The organism is Thalassospira marina (genome assembly GCF_002844375.1).
GTDB lineage: Bacteria > Pseudomonadota > Alphaproteobacteria > Rhodospirillales > Thalassospiraceae > Thalassospira > Thalassospira marina.
Genome location: NZ_CP024199.1, coordinates 88,841 through 106,589 on the forward strand (window position 1 = coordinate 88,841; position 17,749 = coordinate 106,589).

The 17,749-nt window shown below is 55.3% G+C and carries 14 protein-coding genes; 4 read left to right on the top strand and 10 right to left on the bottom strand.

The genetic code is table 11. The features are described 5' to 3' along the window. Nucleotides 1–58: 58 nt before the first annotated feature. The gene (locus CSC3H3_RS00400; protein WP_101282986.1) at nucleotides 59–1,264 is read right to left on the bottom strand and encodes an MFS transporter; all 1,206 of its coding nucleotides are present in this window, start codon (nucleotides 1,262–1,264) and stop codon (nucleotides 59–61) included. A 91-nt stretch (nucleotides 1,265–1,355) separates the two neighbouring features. Here CSC3H3_RS00400 and CSC3H3_RS00405 point away from each other — a divergent pair, with 91 nt between their 5' ends. From CSC3H3_RS00405 to CSC3H3_RS00420, 3 genes are all read left to right on the top strand, one after another. Beyond that, nucleotides 1,356–1,922, top strand: coding sequence for a TetR/AcrR family transcriptional regulator (locus tag CSC3H3_RS00405; protein ID WP_101282988.1), 567 nt, complete (start codon nucleotides 1,356–1,358; stop codon nucleotides 1,920–1,922). A gap of 27 nt (nucleotides 1,923–1,949) precedes the next feature. After that, nucleotides 1,950–2,522: a GNAT family N-acetyltransferase gene (locus tag CSC3H3_RS00410; RefSeq protein WP_101282990.1), complete on the top strand. Its 573-nt coding sequence runs from the start codon at nucleotides 1,950–1,952 to the stop codon at nucleotides 2,520–2,522. 205 nt (nucleotides 2,523–2,727) lie between these two features. Further along, nucleotides 2,728–4,296, top strand: a complete 1,569-nt coding sequence (locus CSC3H3_RS00420) for a hypothetical protein (protein WP_157831775.1) — start codon at nucleotides 2,728–2,730, stop codon at nucleotides 4,294–4,296. Nucleotides 4,297–4,412: 116 nt separating this feature from the next. On the opposite strand, the gene CSC3H3_RS00425 is transcribed toward CSC3H3_RS00420, so the two are convergent. From CSC3H3_RS00425 to CSC3H3_RS00435, 3 genes are all read right to left on the bottom strand, one after another. Continuing rightward, complete coding sequence (locus CSC3H3_RS00425) at nucleotides 4,413–5,753, bottom strand: TrkH family potassium uptake protein (protein ID WP_101267455.1); 1,341 nt, start codon at nucleotides 5,751–5,753, stop codon at nucleotides 4,413–4,415. A gap of 83 nt (nucleotides 5,754–5,836) precedes the next feature. Further along, nucleotides 5,837–6,508 (bottom strand): potassium channel family protein, encoded by a 672-nt coding sequence (locus tag CSC3H3_RS00430; protein ID WP_101267454.1) that lies wholly within the window; start codon nucleotides 6,506–6,508, stop codon nucleotides 5,837–5,839. Nucleotides 6,509–6,689: 181 nt separating this feature from the next. Continuing rightward, on the bottom strand, nucleotides 6,690–7,937 hold the full coding sequence (locus tag CSC3H3_RS00435) for an HD domain-containing protein (RefSeq protein WP_101267451.1): 1,248 nt from the start codon (nucleotides 7,935–7,937) through the stop codon (nucleotides 6,690–6,692). 530 nt (nucleotides 7,938–8,467) lie between these two features. Here CSC3H3_RS00435 and CSC3H3_RS00440 point away from each other — a divergent pair. Further along, the gene (locus CSC3H3_RS00440; RefSeq protein ID WP_101282996.1) at nucleotides 8,468–10,978 is read left to right on the top strand and encodes a PAS domain-containing sensor histidine kinase; all 2,511 of its coding nucleotides are present in this window, start codon (nucleotides 8,468–8,470) and stop codon (nucleotides 10,976–10,978) included. An 87-nt stretch (nucleotides 10,979–11,065) separates the two neighbouring features. Here CSC3H3_RS00440 and CSC3H3_RS00445 read toward each other — a convergent pair whose 3' ends face one another. The 6 genes from CSC3H3_RS00445 to CSC3H3_RS00470 form a co-directional block, all read right to left on the bottom strand. Then, complete coding sequence (locus CSC3H3_RS00445; protein ID WP_101282998.1) at nucleotides 11,066–12,028, bottom strand: 2-hydroxyacid dehydrogenase; 963 nt, start codon at nucleotides 12,026–12,028, stop codon at nucleotides 11,066–11,068. A 260-nt stretch (nucleotides 12,029–12,288) separates the two neighbouring features. After that, nucleotides 12,289–12,864: a hypothetical protein gene (locus CSC3H3_RS00450; protein ID WP_101283000.1), complete on the bottom strand. Its 576-nt coding sequence runs from the start codon at nucleotides 12,862–12,864 to the stop codon at nucleotides 12,289–12,291. A gap of 369 nt (nucleotides 12,865–13,233) precedes the next feature. After that, nucleotides 13,234–14,703, bottom strand: a complete 1,470-nt coding sequence (locus CSC3H3_RS00455; protein WP_101283002.1) for a DUF4139 domain-containing protein — start codon at nucleotides 14,701–14,703, stop codon at nucleotides 13,234–13,236. A gap of 298 nt (nucleotides 14,704–15,001) precedes the next feature. After that, nucleotides 15,002–15,490: a flagellar assembly protein FliW gene (gene fliW, locus CSC3H3_RS00460; protein WP_101267441.1), complete on the bottom strand. Its 489-nt coding sequence runs from the start codon at nucleotides 15,488–15,490 to the stop codon at nucleotides 15,002–15,004. A 131-nt stretch (nucleotides 15,491–15,621) separates the two neighbouring features. Further along, nucleotides 15,622–17,010: an adenylate/guanylate cyclase domain-containing protein gene (locus tag CSC3H3_RS00465; protein WP_101283004.1), complete on the bottom strand. Its 1,389-nt coding sequence runs from the start codon at nucleotides 17,008–17,010 to the stop codon at nucleotides 15,622–15,624. Continuing rightward, nucleotides 16,994–17,722, bottom strand: coding sequence for a Crp/Fnr family transcriptional regulator (locus CSC3H3_RS00470; RefSeq protein WP_101267437.1), 729 nt, complete (start codon nucleotides 17,720–17,722; stop codon nucleotides 16,994–16,996). Before CSC3H3_RS00470 ends, CSC3H3_RS00465 begins: the two co-directional genes overlap by 17 nt. Nucleotides 17,723–17,749: the final 27 nt, after the last annotated feature.

The window sequence follows — 17,749 nt, forward strand, 5'->3', positions numbered from 1 at the left end:
GGTGTGTCGGCAGGTGTTTCGTCTTAAATTTAAAGCCGCTCAAGCCGTGAAATTGCGTTTACTTGGCAGCGCAGGTGGCATTGCGGCGGCGGATTTGCCCGGTCAGGGCAATGGCGGCAAGGGCGATCAGGATCATGCCATAGCCGTTTGCCGTATTGATCAACCCGGCGGCGCGGACCATTGTACCTGCCAGCAGGGCCGGGACACTGAATGCCAGATAGGACATGATATAAAAGGCCGCCATCAGGCCAGCGCGCTGATGGGGAGCGGCAAGCGGAACCAGCGTGCGGACCGCGCCAAGGAAGCTGGCCCCAAACCCGATACCGGCTACCAGAAAACCGGCAAAAACCAGCCATAACTGCGCGCTATTGATGGCCACCAGAATAAGGGCGATGCCCGTTGCCTGGGTGACAGTACCAAACCGCAAAACAGGTTCGGGGTTTTTGGTGCGGAAAATCATTACCGATGCCGCACCTGCCAGTGTCAGGACTGCAACCGCAATCCCGCCATTAAGGGATGATGTTGACCCCGTTGCCGTTGCAATCAGCGACGGTGCAAGCGACAGGGCAAAGCCACCCAGCGCCCAGGACGCAATATTGGAAGGCACAATTTCCAGCATGGCCTGGCGTGCGGCAACCGGCACCGATATGCGCGGCATCAGCGATTTCAGCGCGCCACGCTGGCGTTTTGCGGTTTCAGGCAGGCCCCAAACCATCAGCGCCTGAATGGCCATCAGGGCGCTTAGGCACCAATAGCTCAAATGCAGGGGCATCGGCGCATATTCGACCAGAATACTGGAAATCAGGGCGCCCGCTGCCAGGCCAATCAGGGGGGAAATGCTGTTGGCAAGCGGACCTTTGTGATGGTCACTGTCAAAAAGGGCCGCGGCCAGTACGCTGGTGGCAATGCCCGTGGCAAAACCCTGCACAACGCGCGCCAGTAGCAAATCGCTGACCGAACCGGCATTGATAAACAGGGCCATCGACAATATTTCCAGGATCAGGGCCGCAAAAATAACCGGTTTGCGCCCGATATGGTCTGACAGCGAACCAAGAACAAGCAACGAAATCAGAAGTGTGAAAGGATAGATGGCAAAAATCAGCGTCAGCATCGTGGCCGAGAAATGCCAGTCTTCCTGGTAAAGATGGTACATTGGCGTTGGCGTTGCCGATGCAGCAAGAAAGGTCACAAGAACCAGAGACAGAAACCACCGGACGGCAGGATTGGGCGCCTCTGATACAGGGGGATTTGCCGGGGTGCTCATATGCATCTCCATAAAAGCAAATTATTTGCGTTAGGCGCAGTGTGGTATAAAAACTCGCTTAACGCAAATAATTTGTGTTAAGGTATTTTTCATGACGATTCACAAAGGCATACGCACCGGTGGCCGTAGCGCCCGGGTTCAGCAATCCATTCATGACGCGGTGAAAGACCTGCTGGCGAGTCATGAGCGCTCGGATGTGACCGTGCCGATGATTGCGCAAAAGGCAGGGGTAACCCCGTCAACGATCTATCGGCGCTGGGGTGATCTGGCGACATTGCTGGCCGATGTTGCACTGGAACGCTTTGAACCCGATGAAAAGCTGGCCGATACCGGCAGTTTTCATGGTGATGTGCTGGCTTATGCCGAACAGTATTTAGATGAAATGGGTTCCAGCCTGGGCCGGTCGATGTTGCGTGATGTCACTGCCACCGACGATAACCAGTGTGCGCGGCGCTGTGCGGAAATGATTACCACCCGTTTGCAGGTACTGGCCGAACGCGCCACAGCACGCAATGAACCCTACCCGCCGATTGACCGGGTGGTGGATATTATTTTTGCCCCGATGGTTTATCGCATCCTATTTTCCGAAAAGAACCCCGATACCGATTATGTCCGCGATCTGGTGGATCGCTGTATGGCCGAAAATTCGGCCGGCTGACAACGGCATCAGGCGAGGGTCCGGGCAATGGACGATAAGGGTTTGGCAGATGAAACAGCCCGTCATGGTCAGAATGCCGATGGCCCCGCCATTGTTGCCATTGGTAATGGCGAATGGAAAACAGCAAGGCTGACATTGCGCGTCCCGCAGCAAGATGACCTTTCATTCCTTCAGGATATGTTTTCCCGCCCCGAATTAACCCGCCACCGACCAAACCCGACACCAGATGATGCCAGCACCACCCGCGACAGGATGGCGCGTGATAGGGCGCATTGGGCCGAACACGGTTTTGGCCGCTGGGCGGTCCTGGTGGATGGGCGGCGCATCGGTTTTGGCGGGGTGACGCAGTCCTTGCAATTTGAAGGGCTTAATCTTTCCTATCATCTGCATCCTGATTATTGGGGCAAAGGCTATGGTCTTGAAATTGCCAGGGCCGCCATTGCCTTTGCGATCAATGACCTTGCTGCGCAGCGGATCATTGGTCTGGCCCGGCCAGCCAACCCGGCCTCGCAACGGGTATTGCTTCGCGCGGGGCTGGTTTATCAGCGTGATGTGCCCCTGCATGGTGCCATGACCGGGCTGTTTGAACTGCGCTGCTAACCCGGTGTTGGCGCGAAGGAATGCTGGCCGCCTGTGAATAAGGTCACCGGTTTGGGGGCCAAACCTGAAACAGGGATCGTTTTATCGCCCCGGTTGGTTGACCCCTTCGCCGTTACGGGTTTCAATATATCCCTTGGTATAATTTGGGGCAAAAGCCAAACGGCATGGCATGGGGTGCCAGGCGTGGTTTGGCAGGGGGTATTCAATGCAGAAAACGGCTATTGGGGGGCTGTTGCTGGCAACGGCCATGTTGCTGGCGGGCTGTAGCGTTACGGGCGAAGAAGCACATCAAAGCCTGGTCGAAGAAATCCAGTATCGCGGGCATAACCCGTTCATCAAGGCGGCCGAGGTCAAGGAACTGGAAAAACGCATTCAGGCGATTTCACTGGCGCCAGACCTTTATGATGATCCGTTCGGGGTGCAGTTTAATCCGCGCAATATGGCCATTCTGGACAATTTCAAGGATCAGTATGATCATCCCGGCATGATGCGCGATATCAACCTTGCGCGGCAGGGTTTTGATGCGGCCGTTGCCGCCCATTATCCACGCATTGGTCTTGCCACGAATTGCGACCTGGCTTCGAGCGATGGTTATTTCATGAATAATGATGACCAGCCCCACCAGTTTGACTGGCAATTCATTCAGGGGGATTGCGAAGATGGTCTGGTGCAGGGTGTCGCCCGCGTAACGGCAACTAAACCCGCCAAAGCCGATTTTGTCGGCCGGTTTGACCGTGGCACCATGCTCGAAGGGGTGTTTACCACCACCCAGCCCGATGGCGCGCGTATCATCCAGATTGGTGGTGTCAGCTTTGATGGCCGGGTGGCGCGCCTGCTTTCCAGCAAATTTAATGTCAATGGCTATCAGTGGCATCGCTTTGGCGATTTTGCCGCCAATAACAAGTTTGATGGCTTTGGCATCAATGTCTGGGGCTATACCAATAAAATGATGGTTCGCGCCGTCGGGACCTTTGAAAATGACGAATTGGAAGGTTTTGCCGGAAAGCAGGAATTACGCACCGTTGGTGATGGTAAATTCTGGGCCACCTGGCTTGGCATGTATTCCAAGGGCACGTTAAATGGCCTTGGTGCCTGGACCAACGGCATCAGCCACATCAAGGTCGGCCAGTGGCAGGATGGAGAAATGAACGGTGTGGGGTATGGCCAGTTCGCATCCTATGAAAGCGACTATCACGAATTTTATGCGGGCCGCTTTGAAAAGGGTGAACGCCAGGGGGCGTTTCAGGTGCTGGCACAAAACAGTTTTGGTGAAGGCACCAAGGTCGAACAGTATCAGAACGGCAATTATATTGATGATTCCGAAGATGATTTTGATTTCGGGCAGCTTTTTGCCGTTGCGGCGGGGGCGGCGATCATTGGGGGGGCTGATATCCCCGATGCTGCCAAGGTCGATATTGGCACCGCCTTTATGGCCGATGTCATGAGCGATACCGGAACCACCAATATGCAGTCGCTGCAAAATACCTATCAGCAGCAATTGCAGCGTAACAATAATGTGCCCGCCGTTGCAGGAACGGCACAACAGGCAAGTGCCACCGCCAAACCTGCCGGGGGCTTGAAAACCTATAATGCCAAAATCACCTGCGAGGATACCGGCGTTACCAATACCATCCCGGTGCCCTATCGCACCGAAGCCTGCCGGATCGCGGCAATCGATTTCGCCCAGACCTTTGCCTGCAACAAACTTGACCAGGACCGCGTCACGCGTAATTGCCAGTCTGCCTGTGGCGACCCGCAATGTTTGCAGCAATAAGGGCCTGATGCCAGCAGCGCATCGCTTCGTGATGCGTTAAAGCAATGTAAAACCCGGCAGGTTTAACCTCTGCCGGGTTTTGTTTTGGGCGCATCAGGGGATAACAGATGCGGCCGTTACCCCAGGTAAATCTGGCTGGATGGGTAGCGAATGCGCGGTGGCATGCGGGTGGCAAGGAAAAAGCCCAGCGTTAAAGGCCCGACCCGGCCAATGAACATGGTGAAGATAATGACGGTGCGGCCAATGGTATCAAGCTCGGTCGTGATACCGCGCGACAGGCCAACAGTGCCAAAGGCCGATGCGACCTCGAATAACAGGTCCAGAAAATCGCCATCATGGGCGATCGTCATTAAAAACAGGGCGGCAGCAACAATCAGCATGCTGATCATGGTTAGTGCCAGCACCTTAAGGACTTCTTCAAGGCCAATGGAACGGCCAAAGGCATGAAGCTGCTGACGGCGTTTGAAAAAGGCCACCGTTGCCAGCAACAGAACAATAAAGGTGGTAACCTTGATGCCCCCAGCGGTGGATGTACTGCCGCCGCCAATCAGCATTAACAGGATGAAGGTTAGCGTGGTGCTGTCATGCATCCCCGCAATATCAGTGGTGTTAAACCCGGCTGTACGGGTGGTGGTGCCCTGAAACCAGCTGATTTGCAGCTTGTCGAGAATATCGGGCACAGCACCCAGCGTGGCGGGATTATTCCATTCCAGAATGGCAAATGAAGCAACCGACCATAAAATCAGCGCGGCACTACCGCTTAGCATTAATTTGCTGTGTAGCGAAAATTTTTGCCAGCGTCGGACATAGTAAATGTCAGACAGCACACTGAACCCCAAGCCCCCGATCAGCAACAGGCCCGGAATGGTGAAATTGACCAGCGGGTTGGTGGCATAACGTGTCAAACTGTCAGGAAACAGAGAAAAACCGGCATTGTTAAAGGCCGATACGGCATGAAACAGCGATAGCCAAATGCCTTCGGCCCAGCCAGCATCGGGGATGAAAACAAAACCCAGCAATATCGCCCCGATCAATTCGCACAATAAAACAACGCGCAAAATCACCTTCACCAGACGTAACAGGTCGCCAACGGATGTCTGGTTTAAATCTTCGCGCAGATAGGTGCGGTGGGGAATATCAATTGGCAGGCCCAGAACCGAAAGGACAAGGGCGGCAAATGTCATTAACCCTAACCCGCCCAGCTGGATCAGGACCAGCACCACGATCTGGCCAAACAGACTGAAATGGCTGCCAACATCCACCACCGACAGGCCGGTTACCGTGACCGCCGATGTGGCAGTAAACAGCGCATCAGACCAGGCCAGCGGTTGCGACACGCCAGGAATTTTCAAAAGGCAGGTGCCCAGAATGATCAGGATGGCATAGGTCGCAGCCAGGACCGCCGGGGGCGGAACCCGAAATTTTTGCGACGAAATACTGGGCAGCGAAATTTGCATGGGCGGGACTGTTTACCTGTGGGTCAACTGGCAGGGGTTCGGTGGTCGATAACGGGCGGGCAGCAGAATGGGCAATATCCTGCCTAAAGGGTATCGCCAAACAGGCGCAATTCGGTGCGCCGGCCCAGAACCATCATCTTGTCGTCTTTCTTAAGCGCGATATCATCCTCGCAGCCCAGAAATTCGCTGCCGCGCATCACACCAAGGCAGCGTGTTTCGTATTTTTCGCCAATTTTAAGTTCGGCCAGTGTTCTGCCTTCAAGTTCCTCGGGGATATTGATGTTGATGACATGGAAATTGTTCCCCAGGCTAAGGTAATCCCGCACCACCGGGTTATGGAGCATCTGGGCGATGTGCTGGCCCATTTCCTGTTCGGGCAGAATAACCCGGTCTGCCCCCATTTTGCTGAGGATACGGTGGTGGGTTTTGCTAAGCGCCTTGACCCAAACCGTTTTGATCCCCAGCAGCTTCACATTCATGGTGCACAGGATATTGGCTTCCAGATCCTCGCCAATGGCAACAACGGCAACGTCGTAATGGTCCGCGCCAGCCTGGCGCAGGGCCTCTTCATCGCGGCCATCGGCAATTACGGCTTCGGCAACGGTATCGGCGAGGTCGCTGACATTTTTTTCATTCACATCAATGCCCAGAACCCGGTTGCCAAAGCGGGCCAGTTCGGTGGCAATGGTGCCGCCAAATGTGCCCAGACCAATGATGACAAAGCTGCGTTTAATCTTGTCTTTGGTTTGTGCCATGAAAGGGACGATCCTGGTTTTGGGAAACGAACGGGACGGGCCATTTGCCACAAGGGAATGGTGCCATTGGCGAGTTTTGCCAATGGTATTTTAAGGGCCAAACGCACAACGCGCCGTTAAGGCGACTTGTTCCGTCCTGCGCGCCGGGCAGCGCGGGTGTTTCAGTTAATTTGCCAGTGGTTCAGTCAAACAGGCTGGCAGCAGCGGCCTGCTGTGCGGGGTCGGCCAAATTGCCAACGCGGCGCAGGAAGCTGTTTTTTTCTTCGTAATAGCGTTTGCCAAGGTCGGCAAAGCTGCCAACGGTGACATCGGTATTGATGTGAAATTCGCGTTTGGGAACCTTGGTGGCCTGGTCCGCCCCGGCAAGGTCCGGGCGGTCGCTGTCGATAACATCGGCAACGCCATCAAGTTCGATGCGGTTTTTCAGGCTGTACAGGAATTTGCGAAAGGCCGGATGGCGGCGCAAAAAGGCCGGTTCGGTCAGCAGGAAGTCATTGGCGGCAAAATCCGGCGCGTTATCGACAACAAATTCGCGACACAGATGGTCCGTGGCAAAGCACATCGGCCCGAAAATGAAATTGCGATAAATGTCTTCCTTAAGCTGCCAGAATTTATCAAGGCGCTGCAGGGATTCGTCATCAAGCTTTACGGCTGCTTCGAGCAGCAGGCGCGGATGGCAATGCACATAATGGGGATGCACATAAGTTTTGGTACGGCTGATTCCTTCAAGCGTGTCGATATTGACCGGCCCGGTAAACAGGCTTGCATGCGGGTGGTCGGATTTCTTGGATAAAATCGCAATCACGGCTTGCGGGTCAACATTATGCTTTTCCAGCAAATGCCGCACGGACAGGTCAAGGTCCACCTCGCCCAATATGATTTTATTGGTCAACTGATGGTGGTTCAGGTTAAAGCGCCGGGCAAATTCCGGTTCCAGGGTATGGGAAAAGGGCCCGTGCCCGATATCATGCAGCAGGGCCGCTGCGCCCAGCAGGTCACGATCGGATTCGGAAAGGCCCGTTAATCGGCAATATTGCTGCGACAGCAGGGCAACGCCAATGCTGTGGTCATAACGTGAATGGCGGATATTGGCCGGTTTACCATTGGGGTGGAACAGGTAATCAATGGCCCCAAGGAACGAAATTTCACGCAGCCGTTCAAAGGCATGTGATGCGATCAGGCGTTTATGCAGCGGCCGGTCAAAGGCCGAACTGATCTGCGCACGCTTGAAATGATAGCTGTATTGCGGGGCCTTGGGAAAAAGCTGGTTCCATTCCCGGATATCATCGGCGTTGAAGTCGCTGTCAAACAGGTCTTTCATGATCGGCGCGGCAGGGGATTGGGCAGGTGTCAGGGAATCCTTGTTCGGCGCGGCCGGCTTGGAAGCGGTGCGCGGTGCAAAAAGATCCAACTGCGGTTTGACACTCATACTGATACTAACTGCGTCGATTTCTGGTCACTGTAAAGGCATTGGCAGACATAGCCCGATTTCCCCCTTATGTCATTGCGGATTTTCCCAAAATCATCGAAACTGCGCCCAGGGTCAGGACCTGTTAATATGTTGGCAATGTTCGCCGATATGCAAAGAAAGACGCACCATAATCCTGCATGAAGCCACACTTCTGTCAGGATATTATGGCAGGGTTGGTCTTTGTGATTTGGGCAGATGGCCAGACAACAGTTTTGAGAGCGAAGTTATAACCCCGTTTCCGGCAGATTGACGGCGCTGTTAAAGTGCCAGGCGCCTTGGAAATTATGGTTTGTTTCGTTGTCATAATGGTTGTTGTCCCGGCTGGCAGGTGCGGGACCTGACCCTGTAACATGGTTTTTGGACCACGCGTAAACGCGCATAAATATAATTGGATGATTGGTTGTAAATACGTGGCAGGGGTTAGGTCTACATACCGCAAGGCATGTTGGCGGTTTCGTCGTAACGGGGCGATACGGAACCGTTTTCGCATGTCTGGATGGCGCGGTTTTGCTGCGTTTTTAGGGGGTGGCACGGCTCTTTCCGGGCTTTTTGCACCTGCTATTGCCTTTGCACAGGCCCAAAGTGCCGCCCTGCAGGGTGAGCCGGAAATTTCGGTACCGGGCAATGGCCTTTTTACTGCGATTGGCAATCTTGGCTCCCATGATTTAACCGTTATCGGGCTTGCGACCCTGGGTGGGGCGGCAATTGCCGGTGCAATTGGCTGGCGCCTGGCTGTGCGCATGCGCCGCCATCTTGACGAGGCAGAAGACCTCGAATCGCAGATGGAAGACACCGCCACCCTGTTTACCCACCTGTTTTATGCGGCACCGGACCCGGTTTATTACTGGGCGCATAAGGGCTTTGTCGATGGTGGCAGCCCGGCATTGATGCGCTGTTTTAATCTGGGTGCGGATGCGCGTTTTCCCGACCTGCTTGAACAATTGCGCGAGGAAGACGCCAAAACCCTGCAGGAACGGGTGCGGACCCTTAAATCCACCCATGACCGATTCGCAGTTTGGGTGACGTCGGTCGATGGGCGCAAATTCCATGTTACAGGCACGGTGGCACGGCGGGACCGTAAATCGTCGGTGCTGGGGCATGCCGTGTGGTTTCGTGATGAAACCCGCCATACCCGCGAACGCGAAAGCCAGATTGGCGATTTCGCCGCCTTGCGGCAGGATGTTTCCAGCCTGCGCCATGTGATGGATGAATTGCCCTTCCCGGTATGGCGTCGCGATAGCGATTTGAACCTGACCGATTGTAACGCGGCCTATATCGAAGCGGTCGAACAAAACACGATGGCCGAAGTGATCGAGGCCGGAAGCGAACTGGGCGCTGGCGTTATTCAGGACCAGGGGCGTGCCCTTGCGGCATCGGCCCTGCGCAATAGCGAAACGGTCACGCGTGATTACCATGTTGTCATGCATGGTGACCGGCGTTTGCTGCGCATTACCGAATCCCCGGTTTTTCATGGCGATGATGTCAGCGGGCTGGTCGGCTTTGCCATTGATTGCACCGAACTTGAAGAAAAACAGGCCGATCTTTCGCGCCATGTGCGCGCCCATGCCGAGGTACTGGAAAATCTGGGCACGGCGATTGCCATTTTTGGCGGCAATAAGCGCCTGATTTTCTTTAATGCAGCCTTTGCCGCCCTGTGGGACCTGGATGAGGAATGGCTGCTGACCGAACCGGCACTGGAAGATTTGCTGCGCCGGTTGCGTGATGAACGGAAATTGCCCGAAGTCACCGATTTTGGCCAGTATCGCGACCAGGAAAACCAGCGCTTTACCGATCTTCTCAAACCCATCGAAGACCTGATGCATCTGCCAAGTGGTGTGACATTGCGCCGGTTTGTCTCCCCGCATCCGTTTGGCGGGCTGATGTTTGCTTATGAGGATGTGACCGACAAGCTGGTTCTGGAAAGCAGTTATAACACCCTGATCGCGGTTCAGCGCGAAACGCTGGAAAACCTGCATGAAGCGGTGGGTGTGATTAGTGGGGATGGCCGCCTGCGCCTGTATAACCATGGCTTTGGCGACATGTGGGCGCTTGATGATGTGTTTTTGGCAGCAGCCCCGCATCTGTCCGATGTGATCGAAAAATCCCGCGATTTCTGGACGGTTTCGGACGATTGGGCAAAGTTCAAAAGCCGTATGGTCGCGCGCATCACCAACCATGAACCAATGTCTGGCCGGTTGGAACGCAGCGATGGCAGCATCATTGATTTTGCCGTTGTGCCACTGCCTGATGGCGCGGTGATGATGTCCTATCTGGATGTAACTGACAGCATCCGGGTCGAACGTGCCCTGCGTGAACGGAACGAGGCACTGCGCACCGCCGATCAGATGAAGTCCGATTTTATTTCGACTGTTTCACGCGAACTGACCCGGCCGCTGGACCATATCAATGGCCTTGCGGATCGTATGTTGCCGCATCTGCATGGCAATGTGTCGCAATCGGTGGAAATTATCCGTACCGAAGCCCAAAGCATGCTGGCGCTGGTTGATGACATGCGTGATCTGGCAACGCTGGGGTCAGGCCAGGTGGCGCTGGAACTTGATACCGTTGATCCAAGGCGTTTGCTGCGCTCGCTTGAGGCGCTGACCCGTGCACGGCTGGCAGAGCTTAACGTGTCCTTGCGGCTTTATTGTTCGCGCAATATCGGCTGGATGGTGGCCGATGAACGCCGCCTGAAACAGGCATTGTTCATTCTGGTCACCAATGTTTTGCGCACCGCGCCGGAAGGCAGTGAAGTATCCGTCGTGGCGCGGCGCCGGGGCGATGATATCGACATTACCATTGGTCTGACCGATGAAACCCCGCAGCCGATGCTGTTTGAAGGTTTGCGTGATGGCGAACCGGCATCGGCCCGCCGCGCCTTGGGGATGGCCATGGTGCGGGCTGTGGTCGAAATACATGGCGGGCGTGTGCGCATCAGCCGTGATGGCCGTGAAATTTCCTGCATTCTGCCAGCGGGTGAGGAAAGTGATCTGGGATAATCCTGATCTAGCCGGATAAACCACAACAAAGCCCCCAGTGCCGGGTGAAACGGCAAGGGGGCTTTGTTGTTTCAAACTGCCGTGTGATCAGGCGCCAACGGCAAAGGGCACGTCTTTGCCCGCCAGGCAGGCATCAATATTATCCAGCGCGCGGGTGCCCATGGCGGTGCGGGTTTCTTGCGTGGCTGATCCCAGATGGGGCAGCAAAAATGTGTTGGGCAGGCTGCGATATTCCGGTGCGATATTGGGTTCACCGGCAAAAACATCCAGCCCGGCTGCGGCAAGGGTGCCCGCCTTTAAGGCTGCAATCACGTCACCATCATTGACGACATCACCGCGCGCCGTATTGATCAGGATTGCGCCTTTGGGCAGTTTCGCCAAAAAGCTGCTATCGACCATGCCTCGCGTTTCTGCCGTTGACGGGCAATGTAACGACAGGAACTGGCAATGGGGCAGCAGGGCATCGATGCTGTCATGATATGTCGCGCCAAATTCCAGATCGGCAGAAAGGCGCTTGCGGTTGTAATAATGGACTTCCATGTCAAACCCGCGGGCGCGCCGTGCCACGGCCTGGCCAATGCGGCCCATGCCGATAATTCCCAGTTTTTTGCCGGTTACCTGCGTGCCGATCAGGTGGGTGGGGCGCCAGCCGCTCCAGCTTGCGGTGCGAATTTCCGCTTCGCCTTCGCTGGCCCGGCGTGCAGCGCCCAGCATCAGCAACCAGGCAATATCGGCGGTAGCATCGGTCAATACCCCCGGTGTATTGCCAATGACAATGCCCTTGCGTGCAGCAGCCTGAAGGTCGATATGGTCGGTCCCCACCGAAAATGTCGCAACAATTTTAACCGAAACGGGCAGTGCTTCAAAAAATGCTGCGTCAATCGGGTCCCCCACCGAAACCAGCACGGCATCGGCCCCTTCTGCCAGTGCCAGGATGGCGGCGCGGTCCAGCGGTTTGTCACCTTCATTGATGCGAACGTCATAATCGGCATGGGCGCGGGCTTCGATATCGGCGGGCAAGCGGCGGGTAATGGCAAGAACCGGTTTCATAAACTTATCCAGATGCAGGGAAACGAAACAGTTGGCGTGGCAAAGCCTAATCGTCCCCGCCCCCGAATGGCAAGCTGGTATTACCATTTTGCCATTTCGTGGTTTGATTGCCCAATCCGACCGGGTCGGCGCGGCGCGGCATGTTTATTGCGGGGGCTGTTTATTAGGGCGTCATGGTCCCAGGCTGCATCAGATCGGGCGGGCAGCAATTATCGCTGGTCGTGCGAAAAGGTCCTTCGCCGTTGTTGTAATCCGCAGTCTTAAAATAGCTGATGCATGGCAAGGCGCACGCCAATGACGGTGATGGTCAAGGACAGCAGAAAATCAAGCAGCACAATGCCAATGGCGGTGAAAACCGGCACGGCCAGTGTCAGCATGACGATATAGCCGCCATAAACCATCATCGCGATGACAGCGAGCATGGCAAACCCGCCTGCGCCCAGCCCCGGAAAGGCAGCGCCTAACAGCAAGGCCAGCAGATACACCGCCATTTGCAGGACGCTGGACCAGTTATAAATGGTGATAAACGGGATATAGCGCACTTGCCGCCCCATCATGTCGACGACGTGATGCATTACCAACGGAAACGCGACCCATTTGATAACAAAGGCGATGGTTTCCACCAGCAGATAACGCAGGGTCGGGAAATCAGCCGGGGCACTGCCCAGATCGTGCCAGCGCAACAGGGCAAAGGCGGGGAAAACCAGTGCTGCCGCCAAAAAAGACCGCCAGAATCCATCAATGGTAAAGGTAAAATAACCCACGCCGCGGGTGTCACCATGGGCAATGCGCCATGTGCCATACAGGGCGCGCAGGGTTTCTTTGGCGATCGACATTGTAAAGACTGTTTTCCGCTTTTCTGCCAGCAGGCTGGCGTTATTCCATGGCCTTCAACATAGGGCGTTTCTTATCTGCTTGGAAAGGGGGCAGCGCACGAAATATGCCCTGCTTCACACCTGGTCGATGTGACGCCCAACTATTTGTTACTGAAGCTGCAAAGCGGCGCTACCGAGCTTTGGGTTTCATCACCGTGCATCCGTCTTTCCCGCTTCATTCCATTCTGCCTTTCTTGCGATGCGGGCAGGGGGTGCGGGGTCTATGGTTGATTTGCACGCGGGCGAACCGTGCTTTGCCCAACAAGAATGGCGACCCGTTCGGGCCGCCATTGATTGATTGCAACGGTGAGGCGATGCAAAGAATAAGGATTATTCGTCGCTGTGAACCGACCAGCGCAGGGTGGTTTCCTTGCCTGCGGGCAGTTTGATCTGCCATTTCACCTGACCAGCTTCCAGATTCTGGTGCTGGCTGCTTTCCTTGATGATTTTCCAGTTGGCTGGCAGGGTTTCTTCGATGGTGACGGTTTCATCACGCGGGCCACTGTTTTTCAGTTTCCATTCAAGGGTGGCGGCAACTTCATCGGGCAGGTTTTTACGCGGCTGACGGTCATAATCAACAACGTGGCGGCTGCCGATAATGTCGCTGGCCTGACCAAGGATCAGATGGGCTTCCTGGCCTGCTGGCGTCAGGTTTAACTGGTCTTCGCCCAGGAAGGTGGCGATACCATCGGCATCATTTGCATAAATGCGAATCTGCCCTGCGGGCCACGGGCTTTGTTTATCCGTGCCGCCGTCATTTTTAAGCGTCAATTGCAGTTCCGGGCGGATAAAATCCTCCCGCGTGCCTTTACCGCTGTAATACATCGACGTGTTGCCATAGAAGGTCATTTCACGTTCGACCTTGATCTGGCGGTTTTCAAGCAAGGGCAGGGTTACGGCGTCGCCATCCTTCATGTTCAGGTCGTTATAGGGGCCATAAACATGCAGGTTTTCAAATTTGCTGCGCCCGGCACCGCCGCTGCTATCGGCACTGGGGGCTGCCATCATCATTTCGGCGCGCATGGTTTTTGCCATCGGGCGCGGTGAATTCTGGTTCGGGTCACCGGCAATCAGTTGCAGGTTGGCATTTTCAATATCGCCACCGCTGTTATTGACGATGCGGGCCCGTGCACCCAGGTCCAGGGTGCCGGTTTTGCTGTCATAATGGCCGACATAGGCCGTTTGCCAGCTGATACCGCCAATCAGATAGGCCAGCGAAACATGGTCGGTTGCTGCCGATGTGCGAATGGCCGCATCCAGCGACGGGCGTGCGGTATATCCATCGGGCAGGGACGGCATGATTACGTCCTGTGTCGGGACATATTCAATGCCATCGGCGGTTTTTACCAGGGCCTGCCCATCAAGCGAAATCAGGGTGGCGCTGATCAGGTCATCATCGCGGCGGATTTTGACTTCCTTGCCGATGAACTTTTGCAAAAGCGCATAACCACCGCGCGGGGCGGTTGGCTCGGTTGTCGAGATAAGCTGCAGGTTGGCAGCTTTATCCGCACCGATCAGAAGCGAATCATCAATCAGGGTTTGTGGCAGATCCATGATTTTAAGCGTCTGGCGACCGGCGCTTATCGCGGCCTGGCGCTGCTCGGCGATCATGGTCAGGTTGCCGGGATAGACCGTCAGGCGCATTTTGCTGCGGTCAGAGGCGGCAAGCGGTACGGATGCCTCTGCATTGTCGGCGGCATCGGCGGCCTGCGCATCGGAAATGGACAAATCGGGTGCCCCAAAAAGGGTTGCACCCAGGATGGTTGCAAGAACAAGGCGATTGCGCAGTTCTGATGCCATGAAAGGGTCCTTTTTACTATGTGACAGCCGGTTGGGCCTGTGCGTTTCGATGATGCGTATTCTGGCGGGCAAAGATGGCATCAAAAAGGAAACAGTCTTAAATTTTGTCACACATCCGGTAACAAGTTTTTGAAATCTCTGAGTCAATCACGATGAAGCTTCCAATGCTGTGTTTGCGCCTGTGTGCCCCCGTGCCGTGCGTTTGCGCAACAAAAAGGGCCGCTGGTGTTTCGCAGCGGCCCCAAATGCATTGTTGTGGATATGCGATGATAATGCTCGGTTTGGTGCGCCTTTCGCCTTATGCCGTTAGCGGATGGCGATAATCGTATTGCGGTTTGTTCAGCCGGATCTGAAAGGCGGTTTGCCGTGCCGTATCGATCAGGATGGGCGCACGCATATTAACGGTCATTTCAACATTGTCTTTCCCGTCCGGTTTTTGCAGCGTCACGATTAGAACAATCGCCAGATTTTCCGGAGCGATACCATGCGTGGCAACGGCGGGGTTGATATCCTCGGCGGCCAGCAGATTGCTGTCGGGGTTATAGGGCGCAACGATAAAGGCCAGTTCCGGATCGGTCAGGCATTGCAGCAGCTTGAAGGAATTGGAAATCTCGCTGGGGAAGTTGGCCAGGGCAAAGATATTGTTATCGGAAAAGCCGCTTAATCCGGCGGGCATGTAGATGGCTTTGTCCCAGCGAAATTCGCGATCTCCCATCAGGGTCGCGATCCTGATCGTCTGGGGAATGTTGTTCTGGTCGAGTTCCTCACGAATGATATCTTCTAACATGCCTCGCTCCGATATCGTTTTAATGTGTTTTGGATATTCAACCACATATTGGCGCGCCGGGCGGGCAGGTAAAGCAACCAGATCAATTTTTTGAAAAATAATATGGTAATTTATCGCTTTGGACGTGTGTTTTACACCGCATTGGCCGGTGCGGCCTGCCGGCGCGATTGGAAACGTACAGGAATGGGGGCGGTAAAACCCTTCACCCGGATGGTATCGTGGCTATGCAGGGATTGCAGCAGCATCCGACCGATTTCGGGCAGTTCTTTTTCAAGCTGGCAGGCGAAATCCTCGCTTACGACGATTTCGGCATTCAGGGTACGGGTCGCCCGTTCCAGGCGGCTGGCAAGGTTAACGGTGGCGCCAATAACAGCCGGTGTTACGGATTCGCCCTCGCCAATATCCCCCACCACGGCAGGGCCGTAATGCAGGCCCACACCAATGCGCAGCGGGCGGGTCCGGTCTGTCGGGTCCTGGGCGTGCCAGTCGCGGATGCGTTCAATCATGGCCTGTGCGGCCGAAAGGGCATTGGCCGCCGGGCAGGACATGGCGTCAAAGGCGCCAAAGCTCGCCATCATGGCATCGCCAATATATTTTTCGACAATCCCGCCATAGGACGCGACCTGAGTGGTCATCGTGCCGTGAAAGCGGTTTAACAGGCGCATCACATCCTGCGGGTCGCGGTTTTCGGCATAACCTGAAAAACCGATAATATCGGCAAACAGCACAACGCATTCGCGCCTTTCGCCAATACGAATGGGTTCGTCGCGTTCGGCCAATTGGTCGGCCAGGGCTGCCGGGAAATAACGTGCCAGATTGCCATGTGCGCGTTCGGCCGCGGCAAATTGCCGGATCAAAATGCGCAGCCTTGCCACCATCACGGCACAGGCAAGGGTAAAGACAACGACAATCACCACCTGTTCGGCAAGTGCGGAAACATCGAGATATTCCGGCCGGTTATATAGGGGCACCTGCCCGCTTTCACCGGGGCTCCACTGGTCGCCGAAATGCTGCGAAATCAAAATGCCCGGCCGGTTGACCAGCCAGGCGATGCCCAAAATCCATGCATTGAACAGCCACAGGCCAAACCACAGGATCAGGCGGGGTGAAAAGGTCAGGATAACCAGCGCCATCATGATCATGGAAAAGACAATGCCACGGTCGCGCGTGACAAAGCTGTAAACCCAGGCTTCATGGTCAATGAACGGGTGGCGCGGGTCGGGCACCACGGAAACATACACAATCAGCAGCGCATCGGTCACGGCCAGCACATACAGAAGCCAGCGCCAGTTATGGCCGCGATAGGCAACAAATATCTGAATGACAACGCCGGGAATAAACCAGGTCAGAACCTCCAGCAGCGAATAAAGCTCGCCGCTGGGGGTGTTGGATTTGCTGAAAAGCAGAAGGATGAAGGCCAGCATGGCGATGCGCAAAAACGCAACGACAAACAGCCCCCGCCGTTCTTCACGGTCAACAAGGCGGTCAAATAGCGTGGGTTTTTCAGGACTTGCTTGCATTGGCGAGTAAATCTGCCAGTCCGTCCTTGTCGCGAATGACGAGACGGCCATCGCGTCGCGTAATCAGCCCTGCCTTTTCCAGTTCCCGCAGTTTTTTGTTTACCGCTTCGCGGGTCACGCCCAGCATATAGCCCAGCTCCTGCTGCGATAGCGGCAGGGCAATGCGAATACCTTCCGGGTCCGGGCCGCCGTGCCGTTCTGCCAGCCACAATAACCGTTTAATCAGACGCGCGGTCAGATCAAGGAAATTGGCATCCTCCAGCAGGGCACTGACCCAGCGAAGACGACGGCACAGAAGGGCGGTGATGTGACGGCGCAGTTCCGTTTCACGGTCAAAAATTTCGAAGAAGTTTTCGCGCGAAATATACAAAAGCCGGGTTGGACCAACGGCACGCGCACTTGCAGTGCGTGGTTCACTGTCCAGCAGGGCGATTTCGCCAAAAACCGCACCGGGTGCCAGTACGTTCAGGACAATTTCCTTGCCCGAACCCGACAGGCTGGAGATGCGAATTTTGCCAGCTTCAACGGCATAAAGTCCGTCGGCCGGATCGCCCTTTTCAAACAACAGATCGCCATCCGCTAACCGTTTTATGGTAGCAGATTCAGATAGTTGCTCCAGCAGGGCCGGATCAAGATCTTCGAATAAAAAGCTGCCTGCCAGGATGCGCGAGGCGACTTTTGCGAATTGCGGTGGTGTTGTGAAACTGTTCACTGCGTCCTCAGGGGAGAAGGCGTAACG